The sequence below is a fragment of the Bacillus sp. ES1-5 genome (assembly GCF_022487605.1).
In the GTDB taxonomy this organism is placed as follows: Bacteria; Bacillota; Bacilli; order Bacillales; family Bacillaceae_G; genus Bacillus_A; species Bacillus_A wiedmannii.
The window spans coordinates 113,579-129,616 of record NZ_JAKVPU010000006.1 but is presented as its reverse complement, the minus strand read 5'-3'; the positions used below and the strand labels follow the sequence as shown (position 1 = coordinate 129,616).

Sequence of the window (16,038 nt, the reverse complement as noted above, 5' to 3'; positions counted from 1 at the left end):
GTCCATCTTTCAGTACTTATTATTCAGCTTCTTGCTCATCAGCTAGAGTGTTGAACATTTCTTGTACCATTTCCCACTCTTCTTCAGATTCGATTGGAAGTAAACTTCCGCCCTCTTCTTCATTTTGCTCATAAGCCATTGCATCATAAATTTGGTCTCCATCTTCGTCTACTTCACCGATTGGAGAGAAGACTACGTATGATTTTTTGCCAAATTTTTCAGCATCAAAAGTGAAAATAATTTCACATAAATGTTCGTTACCTTTTTCGTCTACAATTGTAATTTGATTTTCTTCCATTTTGGTCACCTCTTATTTACTATCTAAAAATCCTTGTAAGATTACGACTGCAGCCATCTTATCGATTACCTGTTTTCGCTTCTTACGACTCACATCAGCTGAAATGAGCAGACGTTCCGCTGCCATCGTTGACAAACGCTCGTCCCACATTACAACTTCTAATTGTAACAGATTTCGCAGGTTTTCTGCAAATTGCTGGCACGCTTCACCACGTGGGCCAATTGTACCATTCATATTTTTAGGTAAACCTACTACTATTTTGTCCACATTGTACTGGTTTACTAACTCAGAAATACGGTCAAAACCAAAGTGGCCTCGTTCTTCGTTAATCCTGATTGTTTCCAGCCCTTGCGCTGTCCAGCCCATTTCGTCGCTCATTGCAACTCCGACTGTTTTTGTACCTACATCTAAACCTAATATCCGCATAAACTACTCCTCACGATGATGTTTCAAGTACGACTTCACAAGCTCTTCAATTAACTCATCACGTTCAAGCTTGCGAATGATGCTTCGTGCATCTTTATGGCGAGGTATGTATGCTGGGTCTCCACTTAATAAATAACCGACGATTTGGTTAATCGGATTATAGCCTTTTTCTTGAAGTGCATCATACACAGTTAAAAGCACATCATTTACATGGACACTCTGTTTTTCATCTTGAATGCTAAACTTCATTGTTTTATCAAAACCGTCCATTTCAAGCACCTCACTTATATAGTAAGTATAGGGAGAAGAACTTCTCCTCTCCCTACCATTGTACACTACTATCTCTTTATTTTGAAACAGATTTAACGTACTCTTGTACAAATGCTAAAGCTTCCTCAACTTGCGCTGGGTTTTTACCGCCAGCTTGAGCCATGTCAGGACGGCCACCACCACCGCCGCCACAACGAGAAGCCACTTCTTTCACAAGTTTACCAGCATGGTAACCTTGGCTAATTAAATCTTTCGTTACGCCAGCTAAGATGTTCACTTTATCATCATTTACAGACGCTAATACGACAACTGCAGACTCTAATTTATTTTTCAGGTCATCCATCATCGTACGTAAGTTGTTCATATCTGCAACGTTTACTTTCGCTGCTAATACGTTTACGCCATCAACTGTCATTACTGAATCAGTTAAGTTTCCAGCTTCAATATTGCTTAATTTTGCAGCAAGAGATTCGTTTTCTTTTTGAAGTTGTTTTACTTCAGCAAATAAACCATCCACTCTTGTTAAAATATCTTTCGGATTTGTTTTCATTTTTCCTGCTGCTTCTTTTAATAAACCTACTTGATCGTTCATTAATTCGTATGCAGATTTACCAGTTACTGCTTCAATACGACGCGTTCCTGCACCGATACCAGACTCAGCAACGATTTTGAAAATACCGATTGAAGCTGTGTTATCAACGTGACAACCACCGCAAAGCTCTAAGCTGTAATCGCCTACTTGTACAACGCGTACAACATCACCGTATTTTTCACCGAATAATGCCATTGCGCCCATTTCTTTCGCTTCTTCAATTGCTTTTTGAGAAATCTCAACATCAATACTTTCCCAAATTTTCTCGTTTACCATACGCTCAATTTTTTCTAATTCGTCAGCTTGTACTTGACCGAAGTGAGAGAAATCAAAGCGTAAACGTTCAGAAGTTACAAGAGAACCTGCTTGGTTAACATGCGTTCCAAGTACGTCTTTTAATGCTTGGTGTAGTAAGTGAGTTGCTGTATGGTTTTTCACAACGCTACTGCGGTTTTTCGTGTCGATAATAGCTTTCACAGCCGCATCTTTCGTTAATGTACCTTCTTCAACAACAACTTTGTGTAAGTTTTGACCATTTGGTGCTTTTTGTACGTCTTTTACAAGTACTTTCACGCCGTCAGCAAGAAGGTAACCGCGGTCTGCAATTTGTCCACCGCTCTCAGCATAGAATGGTGTTACATCAAGCATTAATTGCCCATCTTCACCAGCTTGTAAGCTATCTGTGTATTCACCGTTTTTTACAAGTGCAACAACGTTACTTTCTGTTGCAACTGTACCGTAACCAACGAACTCGCTCGCTACTTTCACTTCTCCAAGGACACCGCCTTGAACTTGCATAGAATCAACGTCTTGACGAGCAGCACGTGCGCGCTCACGTTGTTTTTCCATTTCACTTTCAAAGCCTTCCTGATCAACTGTCATACCAGCTTCTTCTGCATATTCTTCTGTTAATTCAATCGGGAAACCGTATGTGTCATATAGACGGAACGCATCTACTCCAGAAATAACAGTTGTTTTTTCTTCTTTTGCTTTTGTGATAACTTCAGCTAAAATTGCTTCCCCATCATGAAGTGTTTCATGGAAACGCTCTTCTTCGTTTTTCACAACTTTTGCTATGAAATCTTTCTTTTCAAGTACTTCTGGGTAGAAGTCTTTCATTACTTCTCCAACAACCGGCACTAATTCAAACATGAATGGACGGTTGATGTTTAATTTCTTCGAATAACGAACCGCGCGGCGTAATAAACGACGTAATACATAACCACGGCCTTCGTTAGATGGAAGAGCCCCGTCACCTACAGCAAATGTTACTGTACGGATATGGTCAGCAATTACTTTAAACGCCATATCTTTTTCTAAGTCACCATCACGATACTTCTCACCAGAAATTGATTCTGTTGCGCCAATCATCGGCATGAATAAGTCTGTGTCAAAGTTTGTAGGTACATCTTGAACGATAGATGTCATACGCTCTAGACCCATCCCTGTATCTATGTTTTTCTTAGGAAGCGGTGTATATGAACCGTCTGGATTATGGTTAAATTGAGAGAATACAAGGTTCCATACTTCTAAGTAACGCTCGTTTTCTCCGCCTGGATATAATTCTGGGTCACTAAAGTCATTGCCATAAGCTTCTCCGCGGTCATAGAAAATCTCTGTATTCGGTCCGCTTGGTCCTTCACCGATATCCCAGAAGTTTTCTTCTAAACGGATGATGCGCTCTTTTGGAACACCCATTTTTTCATTCCAAATTGTGAATGCTTCTTCATCTTCTGGATGGATTGTAACTGATAGTAATTCTTTATCGAATCCGATCCATTTGTCGCTCGTTAAAAATTCCCAAGCCCAAGTAATTGCTTCTTCTTTAAAATAATCACCGATTGAGAAGTTTCCTAACATTTCAAAGAATGTATGGTGACGAGCTGTTTTCCCTACGTTTTCAATATCGTTTGTACGAATTGATTTTTGAGCATTTGTAATACGTGGATTTTGCGGGATTACACGTCCATCAAAATATTTTTTTAATGTCGCTACACCACTGTTAATCCATAACAGAGATGGATCTTCATGCGGAACTAGTGATGCACTAGGTTCTACTGCATGTCCTTTTTCTTGGAAAAAGTCTAAAAACATTTGACGAATTTGTGCGCCTGTTAGTTGTTTCATTGTATTTTCCTCCTTAAATATAAAAAACTCCCGCCCCTATAAAAGGGACGAGAGTTAACTCGCGATACCACCCTAATTATGAATTGATTATTATAACAATCAATTCATCACCTCATGGTGCCGTAACGTGGCAAGACGGCAGTGATTAGCTGCTCTCAGGATTAGCTTTCTGTTACCCTTCATTTAAAGCTTCTTTCAGCCATATGGAAGCTTCTCTCTATAAATGGGCTGTAACGTACTTTTTCCGTCATTGATTTAATGTATTATATGACTAAATATAATAGAATTCTCTTAAGTTTGTCAATGTAGATAATCATTTATATTGCATTAACCATAGTTATTCTACTATTCATTCTTAACAGCCTTTCAATATATTATGCATTTATTAATAAATTGTACTATCTCTATATTTTTTCGTAATATTATATTTTTGTTATAATTAAATTATTAATAATAAAGGAGCGATTACAATGACAACCTTATTAAGCAAAGCTAAAAACATATTAATGACTGACGAAACAATATTGTTTTATGTAGCATGTTCATTAAATATATTTATTTATCGTTCCGTTGCAAGACCAGGACTGTTAATTTTAACGAACAAACGGCTCTTCTTTTATGGACCAGATGTAAGTAAGAACCCAATATTTGAAGAGTACTCTTTTGCAAACATTTCTAATCTAAAAGAGCAAAAGCGTCTTTTCAGCAATCAAATTATATTTATGTACGATAATGAATGGAAAAAAATAAAACATATTCAAACAAATAATGTAAGCTCTCTCGTTCAACAAATACACGAGCAACTCTCTAAATAATGATAGCCCTCTACTTTTATAAGTAGAGGGCTATCATATTACACATCTTCTTTTTTCCAAAGAGGCCTTACATGAACGATCACCGTACGAATGACCGCTAAAACAGGAACTGATATTAATAATCCTACAATTCCTGCCACTTCTCCCCCAACTAGTAATGCGAGCATAATAATAACAGGATGCATACGAAGTGACTTACCAACGATGTAAGGTGATAAAATGTTACTTTCCAAAAATTGCAAAATAGCAATCGTAATTCCCGCCTTAATGAGTAAACTCGTTGATACCGTTGCCGCAATCATCAATGTCGGAATCGCCCCTAAAATAGGACCGAAGTACGGGATTATATCCGTTACCCCAATAATAATGCCGAGTAATAATGGATATTTCATACCGATAAACCAAAAAGAAAGAACAGATACTCCTCCTAATACTAAGCAAACAAATAACTGTCCTCGAATATAACTTCCGAGTGACTTATCAATTTCTTTCGCCAGCATTTGCCCTGTACTACGCCACTTACTCGGGACTAGTTTCCAAAAGATATGATAAAACTCACCGTAATCTTTTAATATGTAAAATACAATGAACGGTATTAAGAAAATAATAAGCAACGAGTCCAATACGCCACGGGCTGTGCTCATCACTTTATTTAAAAGTGATTGTATCTTCGTTTCTACTCCACCAAAAATTTGTTTCACCTTTTCATGAATAAAGGACGGGAAGTTCGCTGTTTGTTCCGTAACGCCATCCATCCAAGAATCATACATTTTTGTAAACTGCGGAAATTGCTCATTAATCTCTTGTAATTGCTTAATAACAATTGGCGTTCCTTTATAAATCCCATAACCAATTCCGCCAAAGAAAAGGATGTAAATGAGCAAAATAGCAAGTGTACGTGGCATCCCTTCTTTATGAATTTTTTCAATTAAAGGATGCAATAAATACGCAATAAAACACGCAATAAGAAACGGTGTAATTGCCACTTTAAATACAAAAATAATGGGTGCCCATAGCGGCTTAATTTTTAAAAAGACGAGCAAGCAAAGAAATACAAGTAACAATAACCCTAAACGATATATCCAAATGATTTTAAGATTCTTCACATGAAAAACCTCCTCCACCTTTATTTTGAAAATAAATAGGGTAGGTTATGTGCGAAAGTTTTAAAATCTTTTCGTCCAGACCATACTGTTTTGTAAAGACGTACATATACATAACATAATAAGGACAACCACCCCTGAGAATGCAGCATGAAACAATATAATCAGGAGGGCTCATAATGGTTTTATTTATGCTCGTATTATCAGCACTTTTTATGATTCTTGAATGGGTTTGTATCGGGTTTGGTATTTGGAAAGGTTTCTTTATTCGTTCCTCACGAAAAGAAAGAGCGAAGCAATTATTCCATTACGGAATGCTAGGCGTTGGATGTTACGGCCTATCGTATCTCTTCTCTGAAATTGGACTTTTATATTTACATACAAGTGCATAAAAAAACTCCCTTATGATGAAGGGAGTTTTTTGCGCTTATAAATAAGATTTAATCATCTTACGTGCTTTTTTCATATTGCGTTTTGAAAATACATCTTGCTTGCGAGCATATTGATATGCTGCCGCTCCAACACCTAATGCGATTAATGAATTGCGTAGATTCAAAGTAAATCCCCCTTTTCGTTATCCGATCGTTCTTTCGTTCTCATCAAATAAATCATCAAGAGAGCTTAATGAACCATCTTCCTCTACTTGATGCGTATGGATTTTCCCCTTTGAAACCGATAATTCGATATAACAATTCCAGCAATAAAATTGGTTGACACCTATTTTTCCAATGTCTTTCCCTTTGCAATTTGGACAAATGAACATATGGCTTTCATCTCCTTACAGTCTCCCAGATTCTATTCGCCATTATGTCCAAACCGCATTCATTTATACATTGCTGGAGCCTTTCAACGTTATACGTTTGAAAGTTTCACTATATAATTTCACCTTGTTACATGAAATCATACGGTGAAATGTTTTCCACGTCCATTTCTTCGCCATTAACTGTTACCATCTGTACTTCTCCTTGTGATTCTTGCAAGCGACTCGCTAAAGTCGTTTGACGCATTGCATCATCAAGGCGATTTACACCAGACCGGAAAGCTGCTTCCTCACCACAAATAATAAGGAATTTCTTACTCCTTGTAATGCCCGTGTAAATTAAATTACGACGTAACATACGGTAGTAGCTCTTTACAATTGGCATAATAACTATTGGGAATTCACTACCTTGTGATTTATGAATTGAGCAGCAATATGCATGGGTAATTTGGTTCAAATCAGGCTTTGTATACGTTACTTCAATCCCATCAAATGAAACGATAATCATATCTTGCTGCTCGACATTTTCTTTTGCATAAAAAATCGAAACAATTTCTCCAATATCACCATTAAATACTTGGCTTTCCGGCTGATTGACTAATTGAAGTACTTTATCACCTCTTCGATAAACAACGTCACCGTAGGCAATTTCTTTACTTTTTTCTTTTTTCGGATTAAACACTTCTTGAAGAGCTTCATTTAACACATTAATACCTGCTGGTCCGCGGTACATAGGTGCCAACACTTGTACATCTTTTGCGCTAAACCCTTTCGTCTTCGCGTTTTCACATACTTTTTTTACAACTTCAACAATTTGAGCCCCTGCACAGCTGATAAATGAACGATCTTTTTTATTTTGCGCTAAATCTGCTGGAAGTGTTCCGTCTTTTATCGCATGGGCAAGCTGAATAACAGACGAACCCTCTGCCTGACGATAAATTTCTGTAAGTTTTACCGTTGGGATGGCTCCTGCATTTAATAAATCTTTTAACACTTGTCCAGGTCCTACAGATGGCAACTGATCTTCATCACCTACAACGATAACTTGAATATTTGTCGGAAGTGACTTGAATAACTGATTTGCAAGCCAAATATCAACCATTGAAAACTCATCAATAATGAGTAACTTTCCTTGTACTGGATCGGTTTCATTGCGCTGGAAAGACCCTTCTGGCGTCCAACCAAGCAAACGATGAATCGTACAAGCTGGAAGCCCTGTCGATTCACTCATACGCTTCGCTGCTCTTCCTGTTGGGGCCGTTAATAATATTGGAAATGGATTATCATCACTGTATTCATTCGTATTTAATGATAATCCGTGCAGTGACGCATACATTTCAACAATCCCTTTAATAACTGTTGTTTTCCCCGTTCCTGGTCCACCTGTTAATAGCATCATCGGCTTATGAAGTGCAGTTTGAACTGCTTCTTGCTGAAGCGGTGCATACTGTACCTTTAGCTGTTCTTCAATTTCCCCTAACGTTTTTAACACTTCTGCTTCAGGGAATGCAGGGGTTTCTTCTTGGTTCATAAGACGACGAATTGACTTTACAACGCCTTTTTCAGAGTAGAATAACGAAGCTAAATACACTCGCTCTTCTTCTATAATGACTTTCCCTTCACTTTGCATCATTTCAACGCAGCCTACAATATCTTCCTCAGTCACTCTTCCTTCTTGATTGTTTAAAAGTGACATCGTCTCTCTTACAAGTTGATCTTTCCCCATATAAACGTGACCGAGTTGCAGTGAAACATTCTCTAACGTATAAAAACACCCCGCACGTACACGGTCATCATGATTACCCGATATACCTAACGCACGTCCTATATCATCCGCTCTTCCAAAGCCAATCCCATCCACTTCTTCAATAAGCTTATATGGATTATTACGAATCACTTCTAATGTCATTTCTTTATATTGCTGATAGATTTTAATAGAAAGCTTCGTTCCAAAACCATAACCATTTAAAAAGCTCATTACTTTCTCTAACCCTTGATGTTCAACAATTGTCTCATATATTTCCTGCGCTTTTTGTTTGTTAACAACACCATTTAACGCATCCGGATCATCCATAATTTTAGAAATAGCATGCTCCCCAAGATGATCTACAATTTTTTCGGCCGTACGCTTTCCAATCCCTTTAAATAAATCGCTCGCTAAATATTGCACCATACCTGCTTTTGTTTGCGGCAATTCTTTCTTAAACGTTTCAACTAAATATTGTTTCCCATACTTCGGATGGTCTTTAAAATGCCCTGTCAATGTAAACACTTCATCTTCATGCATGCGGGGAAAATGACCGTTTATCATCACTTTTTTTTCGTCGTACGTTTCATTCGTTTCAATGATTTTCATACTGACAACGGAATAGAGGTTTTCTTCGTTGTGGAAAATGGTATGAAGAACTTGCGCTTTTATAAATTTTTTCTCTTCCTCAAACAAATCCATGGCATGTTGATTTCCCATCTTTCCTCTCCTTCCCGAGTTCTTTTCACCTTAATGAGCAGTACATCCCCCACCTCTTTCACAACCTTTAGATGAGGGGTAACTGCGCATTAAACTATAATTTCACTTTATTCAGCTTCTTGCTCTAATAAACGAACACCATTACCAGCTAAAAAGTGATCTGGCTGAATTTCAGTTGCTTTCTTAAATAAAGTAAGAGCCTTCTCGTTATTTTCTTCAAATACGTACGCAACACCTAAATTATAATACGCATCTGCATGCTCTTCATCCATTTCTAATACCTTTTCAAAATAAGGTTTCGCCTCTTGAATATGTTCTAAACGTGCAAAGCAAAGTCCGCACTGGAACACAGCTTCTACATCGTTTTCATCTAATTCTGTTGCTCTTTGTAAAAACGGCAGTGCAAGACGATCATTTCCAAGTTGCACATGTGTAATACCTAACATAAATGTTACATCAGCTGATTGTAATCCCGCTTGCATCGCTTGTTCAAATACAGCCTTTGCCTCTGCAAATTGCTCTTGACTGTAATACACATTTCCTAATCCATAATAAGCAGCCGCAGATTTATCATCTAATTCTAATGCACGTTTATAAAATAAAATTGCTCTTTCACTATCACCTATTACATCTAATAAGTTCGCAAAATTAATGTATCCAAGCGCATCTTTCGGATTTTCTTCGATTGCTTCTGTGAAATTTTTAGCAGCTTCTTCCCAGTTTCCTTCTTGCATATATTGAATACCTGTTTCAAGTTTGTTTGACATGTCCTTCACCTCTACAACAAATTATAACAAAGAATGTATTTTCCAAGCGAACGAAAATTCGCTTTATGTAAAAGAAACCTCTAACCGCTAATCGGCAGAGGCTTCTCATTTTATCCTAAATAATCCAATTTCTTACCACTACGATATACTTCATCAATTGTAGCACCGCCTAAGCACTCATCTCCATCATAGAAAACAACTGCTTGTCCTGGTGTAATTGCACGAATTGGCTCGTCACAAAGAATACGAACTGTATTTTCATCAACGATTTGAACCGTTACTTTATTATCTTCTTGACGATAACGGAATTTCGCTGTGCACTTAAATTCTTTTTCTTTCGCTTCATTACTTACCCAGCCGATATTCGTAGCAATAACTTCATCACCATATAGAAGTTCGTTATGGAATCCTTGATCAACATATAAAATGTTTTCTTTCAAGTTTTTCCCAACAGCAAACCACGGATCACCGTTACCACCAATACCAAGGCCATGACGTTGTCCAATTGTATAGTACATTAAACCGTCATGTTTTCCTTTCACTTCACCAGATAATGTTTGCATCACACCTGGTTGCGCTGGTAAATAGTTGCTTAAGAAATCTTTAAAGTTACGCTCACCGATAAAGCAAATACCAGTACTATCTTTCTTCGCCGCTGTCGCTAAACCAGCTTCTGTCGCCATTTCACGAATTTGCGGTTTCTTTAATTCACCTAACGGGAACAATGTTTTTGATAATTGCTCTTGGCTTAATTGATTCAAGAAATACGTTTGGTCTTTATTATCATCAACGCCGCGAAGCATTTTATATTCGCCGTCCATATAAGCAACGCGTGCATAATGACCTGTCGCTACATAATCAGCACCAAGCGCAATCGCATGCTCTAAAAATGCTTTAAATTTAATTTCTTTATTACACATTACATCTGGGTTCGGTGTACGACCAGCTCGGTACTCATCTAGGAAGTACGTAAATACTTTATCCCAGTATTGTTTTTCAAAGTTTACTGCATAATATGGAATGCCAATTTGGTTACACACTTCAATTACATCATTGTAATCTTCTGTTGCTGTGCAGACACCATTCTCATCTGTATCATCCCAGTTTTTCATAAAAATTCCGATTACATCATAGCCTTGCTCTTTTAATAAAAGAGCTGCTACAGATGAATCGACGCCACCGGACATCCCGATGACAACGCGTGTTTCTTGAGGTAGTTTGTTCATCATGTCACCTCCCATGCTAATTTTGTGTTAATCGCTTCACGATTTTCACTGTTTCGTACGCCGCTTTCTCAATTTGCTCTTTCGTATTTCCAAGTCCAAAACTAAAGCGTACGGATGAACGTATTTGATCGGAGTCTTTTCCGAACATCGCTACTAATACATGTGATGGATCAATCGAACCAGCTGTACATGCCGAACCACTTGACACTGCAATGCCAGCTATATCTAAGTTCACAAGGAACGGTTCAATGTTCATTCCTGTAAAACTAATATTAAGCACATGTGGTAAGCGATATTCTAAGTTTCCGTTTACCTCGAAAGTAATGTCTTCATTTTTGAAGACAGATACCATTATATCTTTAAACTCTTCATATTGGGCATTTTTTTGCTCACGAGTTTTTTCAGCTAGTAAAATTGCATGTTGCAAACCAACGATACTCGGTACATTTTCAGTACCAGCACGGCGTTTTCTTTCTTGCTCCCCGCCTATTAATAACGGTTCAAATTTCACATTTGCACCAGCGTATAGGAACCCTACACCTTTTGGTCCATTAATTTTATGAGCTGAAATCGATAATAAATCAATGCCGAACTCTTTTACATCTATTTCTACTAATCCGTAAGCTTGTACCGCATCTGTATGAAAATAAGCTTGATGCTCTTTTAGCAACTTCCCTATTTCCGCGATTGGTTGCATTGTCCCAATTTCATTATTCCCAAACATAACGGATACGAGAATCGTCTCTTCTGTTAATGCATTTTGTATGTCAGAAACTTGAACGCGTCCTGTTTCATCAACAGGTAAATATGTCACTTCAAACCCTTCGCGCTCTAACAATTCACACGTATGCAAAATTGCATGATGTTCAATTCGCGTCGTTATAATATGGTTACCTTTATGACGGTTCGCACGTGCTACACCTATAAGTGCTAAATTATCAGCTTCTGTACCACCGCTCGTAAATATAATTTCATTCGGATTCGCATGAATGCTACGTGCACCCGCGCGTCTTGCCTCATCTACTGCATGACGCGTTTGACGTCCATAAAAGTGAATACTAGACGGGTTCCCGAATGTTTCTGTCATATATGGAATCATCTTTTCGACCACTTCTGGGTGAGTCGGAGATGTCGCAGCATGATCTAAGTAAATGCGTTCCATTAAATCTCCTTCTTTCCAAATCGTTTCACAAGGAATTAAATGTAAAACATATAGCCCCCGTGATTTTCTTCCTCATAACGTACCAAATCTTCTAACGTTGTACTATCTAACACTTCTTGCACCGCATCACGAACACGCATCCATAATTGGCGTTGTGCTGGTTCTTCTTCTTCTATCATTTCTACAACACTAATTGGACCCTCTAATACACGGATTACATCCCCAGCTGTAATGTTAGCTGGCTGATCTGACAATACATATCCGCCATATGCCCCGCGCGTACTCTTTACTAGGCGAGCGTTACGAAGTGGTGAAATTAATTGCTCTAAATAATGTTCCGATAAGTCATGTGCCTGCGCAATTGATTTTAAGGAAATCGGACCTTCACCAAACTTTTTTGCAAGATCGATCATAATTGTTAAGCCGTAGCGGCCTTTCGTTGAAATCTTCATCTATTTTGCACCTCTTTTCAAATTTTCACTTCTATTGGTTATATCTTATTTATAAAAGAACACAATTTAAAATCCTATGAAATTATAGCATAATATAGTATTATAAGAAATTTCAACTTGTGTATCAAAATGATAACATAAAATCACATTGAAAAACTCGGAAATTATTACAATTGAAAGAAAAATGAAAATATTTATATTCATTTTTCCCACAAAACAGCATCCTATTTCAAATTCCACTAAAAAAAATGATACGATAGAAAGAGATTATACTTTAAGGGAGACGGTAAAAATGAAACAGCCACTCGCACATCGAATGCGCCCTACAAATATTCAAGAAATTATCGGACAACAACATTTAGTTGGTGAAGGAAAAATTTTATGGCGAATGGTCCAAGCAAATCATTTTCAATCTATGATTTTATACGGCCCTCCAGGCACAGGAAAAACATCCATTGCGAGCGCAATTGCAGGAAGTACTGGAACCCCTTTTCGCCTATTAAACGCTGTTACTCATAATAAAAAAGATATGGAGGTTGTTGTACAAGAAGCAAAGATGCATCGACACCTCGTTTTAATTTTAGATGAAGTACACCGTCTAGATAAAGCAAAACAGGATTTTCTATTACCTCATTTAGAAAGCGGACTCCTTACCTTAATCGGTGCAACAACGAGTAATCCGTTCCATGCTATTAATTCTGCTATTCGAAGTCGTTGTCAAATCTTCGAATTACACGCATTAACAGAAGATGATCTTTTAATTGGCTTAAAACGAGCACTTGAAGATAAAGAAAAAGGTCTCGGGGAATATGATGTAACGGTTACGCCTGAAGCATTACATCACTTTGCAAATGCATCTGGTGGAGACATGCGTTCCGCTTATAATGCACTTGAACTAGCTGTTTTATCTAGCTTTACAACGGATGACAAGTCTGCAGAAATTACGCTAGAAATCGCAGAAGAATGCTTGCAAAAAAAGAGTTTCGTTCACGACAAAGGTGGAGATGCTCATTATGACGTATTATCGGCATTTCAAAAATCGGTACGCGGAAGTGATGTAAATGCAGCACTTCACTATTTAGCACGTCTTATTGAAGCTGGTGATTTACAAAGCATTGGTAGACGTCTTCTTATTATGGCATACGAAGATATCGGACTTGCTAGCCCACAAGCCGGACCGCGTACACTAGCAGCCATAGAATCAGCTGAACGAGTTGGCTTCCCAGAAGCACGCATACCACTTGCAAATGCTGTTATCGAGCTTTGCCTATCACCAAAATCAAACTCAGCTTATAAAGCTCTTGATGCTGCATTACACGATTTACGTAACGTTCAAACAGGCGACATTCCAAGTCATTTAAAAGATAGTCATTACAAAGGCGCAGAATCACTTGGAAGAGGCATTGGATACTTATATCCACACGACCATCCAAATGGCTGGGTACAACAACAATACTTACCTGATAAAATAAAAAACAAACAATATTATAAACCAAAAACGACAGGGAAATTTGAGCAAGCACTTTCTACTGTATATGAAAGATTACAAAGTTCGAATAAAACGAAAAATAAAGGGTAACATAAGCGAAAACGTCACCATTATGGAGGCTTCGCTTATGAAAACACGTCAAGATGCATGGACAAAAGAAGATGATCTCCTTTTAGCAGAAACTGTTTTACGACATATTCGCAGCGGTAGCACACAAATAAAAGCATTCGATGAAGTCGGCGATACATTGAACCGCACTTCCGCAGCTTGTGGATTTAGATGGAATGCTGAAGTACGACCGAATTACGAAGATGCTGTTCAATTTGCAAAAAAACAACGTAAAGAATTAAAACGCTCTGAAGCTAAAATAGAAAAAGAGCATTTCACGCAAACGAAACAACTCGTAATTGATGCCGAGTTTTCAGAAGATATTACGCCAAATAAACAAGAACTTACAATGCAAAGTGTCATTTCATTTTTGCAAAACTTAGAGCACAATAACCCTTCACTCGCAAAGTTACAGACTGAAAATGACGTATTACAAGCTCAGCTCACGTCCCTGCAAAAAACGAATCATGAACTCGAAGCAAAATTAGCGGTCCTCTCAAAAAAACAACAGGCAATCGAAGAAGATTATGCCATGCTTGTTAGAATTATGGACCGTGCTCGAAAACTCGTTTCAGTTGAAGAACAAGAAGAACAGATCGCTCCAATTTTCAAAACAGATCAAAATGGTAATTTAGATATTATTTATTCTGCAGAAAATTAAAAGGGATGTCACCTAGTCGGGGTTTCTGGCTGTGTGGCATCTTTTTTCTTCGGTAAAAAATACATTGTTAAATTAATTTACAACGATTTACAGGCAAAAATTGACAACAATAAACCTCAAGTTCACACAAAGAAACATCAGGTAATAATTGGATATTACTCACTTGAATGTTACTATAAAGACATATGTTTGAAAGGAGATGGTCGCTATTTCATTAATAGTCTTCAAAATAACACTCGGTATTCTCGTTCTAACATTAGGACTTTTTACCATTCAGAGTTTAAAAAAGACTTCCGCCTATAAGTCGGATAAATACGATTATTCTTTATTAGGATTACTTACATTCGAATTATTAGTATTGCAAATATCTGCAATTCTTTAAAACACAATAGAAAAAGCATATATCCTAGACGGATATATGCTTTCTTTTTATTCTTGCCCTACACGCTTCACTTCAACGTTTTTAATACGTTCACGTACAACGTGACTTGCCATAATTAGGCCTGCCACAGATGGTACGAATGCATTTGATGAAGGTGGTAATTTCGCTTTACGAATTTTTGCATTTTCGTCTGGTACGATTTCTTTACGTACTTCTTCACGAATTACGATTGGGTTTTCGTCAGAGAAGACAACTTTTACACCTTTTTTAATACCATCTTTACGAAGCTTCGTACGAATTACTTTCGCAATTGGATCTGTATGTGTTTTAGAGATGTCCGCAATACGGAAACGAGTTGGGTCCATTTTATTTGCTGCACCCATACATGAGATAATTTTAATTTTGCGACGTAAACATTGTTTAATTAAATGAATTTTGAACGTAATCGTATCAGATGCATCTACTACGAAATCCAATCCATGTTTGAAGAACTCTTCATATGTTTCATCAGTATAAAACATTTCTAGTCCAATTACTTCACACTCTGGATTAATGTCTGCAATACGTTCTTTCATTAATTCTACTTTTGAACGTCCTACAGTAGATACTAACGCGTGAATTTGACGGTTTACGTTTGTAATATCTACAACGTCTTTATCGACTAATACGAGACGTCCTACGCCAGAACGCGCTAACGCCTCTGCCGAAAATGATCCTACGCCGCCAATTCCTAAAATACCGACTGTACTATTTTTTAATATTTCAAGTCCTTCTTTACCGAAGGCTAATTCATTACGTGAAAATTGATGTAACATTCAGCTCTACACTCCTATTACAAAAATGGTCTATCATGTATTCTAGCGTTTTTCCGACTATTTGTATAGAAAAAGTTATAGAATTCCTAAAAATACATATTTCGAGAATAAAAACATA

At 37.5% G+C, this 16,038-nt stretch carries 17 protein-coding genes and 1 other annotated feature; of the genes, 4 read left to right on the top strand and 13 right to left on the bottom strand.

Annotated features, from left to right (window positions below; translation table 11 throughout):
* Nucleotides 1–19: 19 nt before the first annotated feature.
* From MKO96_RS20030 to alaS, 4 genes are all read right to left on the bottom strand, one after another.
* A complete protein-coding gene (locus MKO96_RS20030; protein WP_000392246.1) occupies nucleotides 20–298 on the bottom strand; it encodes a DUF1292 domain-containing protein in 279 nt (92 codons plus the stop codon).
* 12 nt (nucleotides 299–310) lie between these two features.
* Nucleotides 311–724 (bottom strand): Holliday junction resolvase RuvX, encoded by a 414-nt coding sequence (gene ruvX / locus MKO96_RS20025; protein ID WP_087982086.1) that lies wholly within the window; start codon nucleotides 722–724, stop codon nucleotides 311–313.
* A gap of 3 nt (nucleotides 725–727) precedes the next feature.
* Nucleotides 728–994 (bottom strand): IreB family regulatory phosphoprotein, encoded by a 267-nt coding sequence (locus MKO96_RS20020; protein ID WP_000348590.1) that lies wholly within the window; start codon nucleotides 992–994, stop codon nucleotides 728–730.
* 76 nt (nucleotides 995–1,070) lie between these two features.
* Nucleotides 1,071–3,713 carry an alanine--tRNA ligase gene (gene alaS, locus MKO96_RS20015; RefSeq protein WP_098850397.1) on the bottom strand — a complete coding sequence of 881 codons (2,643 nt, stop codon included), beginning with the start codon at nucleotides 3,711–3,713 and terminating at the stop codon, nucleotides 1,071–1,073.
* Nucleotides 3,714–3,753: 40 nt separating this feature from the next.
* Nucleotides 3,754–3,973 (bottom strand) — a binding site (T-box leader).
* A gap of 210 nt (nucleotides 3,974–4,183) precedes the next feature.
* On the opposite strand from alaS, the gene MKO96_RS20010 reads away from it, so the two are divergent.
* Nucleotides 4,184–4,528 carry a PH domain-containing protein gene (locus MKO96_RS20010; protein ID WP_240588439.1) on the top strand — a complete coding sequence of 115 codons (345 nt, stop codon included), beginning with the start codon at nucleotides 4,184–4,186 and terminating at the stop codon, nucleotides 4,526–4,528.
* A gap of 38 nt (nucleotides 4,529–4,566) precedes the next feature.
* Here the strand turns inward: MKO96_RS20010 and MKO96_RS20005 are convergent, their stop codons facing one another.
* Nucleotides 4,567–5,634, bottom strand: coding sequence for an AI-2E family transporter (locus tag MKO96_RS20005; RefSeq protein ID WP_048562241.1), 1,068 nt, complete (start codon nucleotides 5,632–5,634; stop codon nucleotides 4,567–4,569).
* A 176-nt stretch (nucleotides 5,635–5,810) separates the two neighbouring features.
* Between MKO96_RS20005 and MKO96_RS20000 the strand changes: the two genes are divergently transcribed.
* Nucleotides 5,811–6,023, top strand: a complete 213-nt coding sequence (locus MKO96_RS20000; RefSeq protein ID WP_000242555.1) for a hypothetical protein — start codon at nucleotides 5,811–5,813, stop codon at nucleotides 6,021–6,023.
* A 35-nt stretch (nucleotides 6,024–6,058) separates the two neighbouring features.
* On the opposite strand, the gene MKO96_RS19995 is transcribed toward MKO96_RS20000, so the two are convergent.
* The 7 genes from MKO96_RS19995 to cymR all read right to left on the bottom strand — a co-directional run bounded on the left by MKO96_RS19995 (nucleotide 6,059) and on the right by cymR (nucleotide 12,465).
* Nucleotides 6,059–6,187, bottom strand: a complete 129-nt coding sequence (locus tag MKO96_RS19995; RefSeq protein WP_001053553.1) for a YrzQ family protein — start codon at nucleotides 6,185–6,187, stop codon at nucleotides 6,059–6,061.
* An 18-nt stretch (nucleotides 6,188–6,205) separates the two neighbouring features.
* Nucleotides 6,206–6,394, bottom strand: coding sequence for a hypothetical protein (locus MKO96_RS19990; protein ID WP_000469281.1), 189 nt, complete (start codon nucleotides 6,392–6,394; stop codon nucleotides 6,206–6,208).
* 127 nt (nucleotides 6,395–6,521) lie between these two features.
* Nucleotides 6,522–8,858: an SF1B family DNA helicase RecD2 gene (gene recD2, locus MKO96_RS19985; protein WP_087982094.1), complete on the bottom strand. Its 2,337-nt coding sequence runs from the start codon at nucleotides 8,856–8,858 to the stop codon at nucleotides 6,522–6,524.
* Between the two features lie 107 nt (nucleotides 8,859–8,965).
* The gene (locus tag MKO96_RS19980; protein ID WP_098274438.1) at nucleotides 8,966–9,625 is read right to left on the bottom strand and encodes a tetratricopeptide repeat protein; all 660 of its coding nucleotides are present in this window, start codon (nucleotides 9,623–9,625) and stop codon (nucleotides 8,966–8,968) included.
* A 110-nt stretch (nucleotides 9,626–9,735) separates the two neighbouring features.
* Entirely contained in the window at nucleotides 9,736–10,851 is a 1,116-nt protein-coding gene (gene mnmA, locus MKO96_RS19975; RefSeq protein WP_064474720.1) for a tRNA 2-thiouridine(34) synthase MnmA, read from the bottom strand.
* A 16-nt stretch (nucleotides 10,852–10,867) separates the two neighbouring features.
* Nucleotides 10,868–12,013 carry a cysteine desulfurase family protein gene (locus tag MKO96_RS19970; RefSeq protein WP_087982098.1) on the bottom strand — a complete coding sequence of 382 codons (1,146 nt, stop codon included), beginning with the start codon at nucleotides 12,011–12,013 and terminating at the stop codon, nucleotides 10,868–10,870.
* 35 nt (nucleotides 12,014–12,048) lie between these two features.
* Nucleotides 12,049–12,465, bottom strand: a complete 417-nt coding sequence (gene cymR / locus MKO96_RS19965) for a cysteine metabolism transcriptional regulator CymR (RefSeq protein WP_000704116.1) — start codon at nucleotides 12,463–12,465, stop codon at nucleotides 12,049–12,051.
* Nucleotides 12,466–12,757: 292 nt separating this feature from the next.
* Between cymR and MKO96_RS19960 the strand changes: the two genes are divergently transcribed.
* Both MKO96_RS19960 and MKO96_RS19955 read left to right on the top strand, forming a co-directional pair.
* A complete protein-coding gene (locus MKO96_RS19960) occupies nucleotides 12,758–14,044 on the top strand; it encodes a replication-associated recombination protein A (RefSeq protein WP_240588438.1) in 1,287 nt (428 codons plus the stop codon).
* Between the two features lie 37 nt (nucleotides 14,045–14,081).
* Nucleotides 14,082–14,723, top strand: a complete 642-nt coding sequence (locus MKO96_RS19955; protein WP_240588437.1) for an RsfA family transcriptional regulator — start codon at nucleotides 14,082–14,084, stop codon at nucleotides 14,721–14,723.
* Nucleotides 14,724–15,152: 429 nt separating this feature from the next.
* Here MKO96_RS19955 and MKO96_RS19950 read toward each other — a convergent pair whose 3' ends face one another.
* Complete coding sequence (locus tag MKO96_RS19950) at nucleotides 15,153–15,920, bottom strand: tRNA threonylcarbamoyladenosine dehydratase (RefSeq protein WP_000903181.1); 768 nt, start codon at nucleotides 15,918–15,920, stop codon at nucleotides 15,153–15,155.
* Between the last annotated feature and the right edge of the window lie 118 nt (nucleotides 15,921–16,038).

Coding starts and splice junctions, on each gene's coding strand:
- ruvX (WP_087982086.1), bottom strand. CDS start 724: ATGCGGATATTAGGTTTAGATGTAGGTACAAAAACAGTCGGAGTTGCA.
- cymR (WP_000704116.1), bottom strand. CDS start 12,465: ATGAAGATTTCAACGAAAGGCCGCTACGGCTTAACAATTATGATCGAT.
- MKO96_RS19990 (WP_000469281.1), bottom strand. CDS start 6,394: ATGTTCATTTGTCCAAATTGCAAAGGGAAAGACATTGGAAAAATAGGT.
- recD2 (WP_087982094.1), bottom strand. CDS start 8,858: ATGGGAAATCAACATGCCATGGATTTGTTTGAGGAAGAGAAAAAATTT.
- MKO96_RS19980 (WP_098274438.1), bottom strand. CDS start 9,625: ATGTCAAACAAACTTGAAACAGGTATTCAATATATGCAAGAAGGAAAC.
- MKO96_RS19960 (WP_240588438.1), top strand. CDS start 12,758: ATGAAACAGCCACTCGCACATCGAATGCGCCCTACAAATATTCAAGAA.
- MKO96_RS19970 (WP_087982098.1), bottom strand. CDS start 12,013: ATGGAACGCATTTACTTAGATCATGCTGCGACATCTCCGACTCACCCA.
- MKO96_RS20020 (WP_000348590.1), bottom strand. CDS start 994: ATGGACGGTTTTGATAAAACAATGAAGTTTAGCATTCAAGATGAAAAA.
- MKO96_RS20030 (WP_000392246.1), bottom strand. CDS start 298: ATGGAAGAAAATCAAATTACAATTGTAGACGAAAAAGGTAACGAACAT.
- MKO96_RS19955 (WP_240588437.1), top strand. CDS start 14,082: ATGAAAACACGTCAAGATGCATGGACAAAAGAAGATGATCTCCTTTTA.
- mnmA (WP_064474720.1), bottom strand. CDS start 10,851: ATGAACAAACTACCTCAAGAAACACGCGTTGTCATCGGGATGTCCGGT.
- alaS (WP_098850397.1), bottom strand. CDS start 3,713: ATGAAACAACTAACAGGCGCACAAATTCGTCAAATGTTTTTAGACTTT.
- MKO96_RS20000 (WP_000242555.1), top strand. CDS start 5,811: ATGGTTTTATTTATGCTCGTATTATCAGCACTTTTTATGATTCTTGAA.
- MKO96_RS19950 (WP_000903181.1), bottom strand. CDS start 15,920: ATGTTACATCAATTTTCACGTAATGAATTAGCCTTCGGTAAAGAAGGA.
- MKO96_RS20010 (WP_240588439.1), top strand. CDS start 4,184: ATGACAACCTTATTAAGCAAAGCTAAAAACATATTAATGACTGACGAA.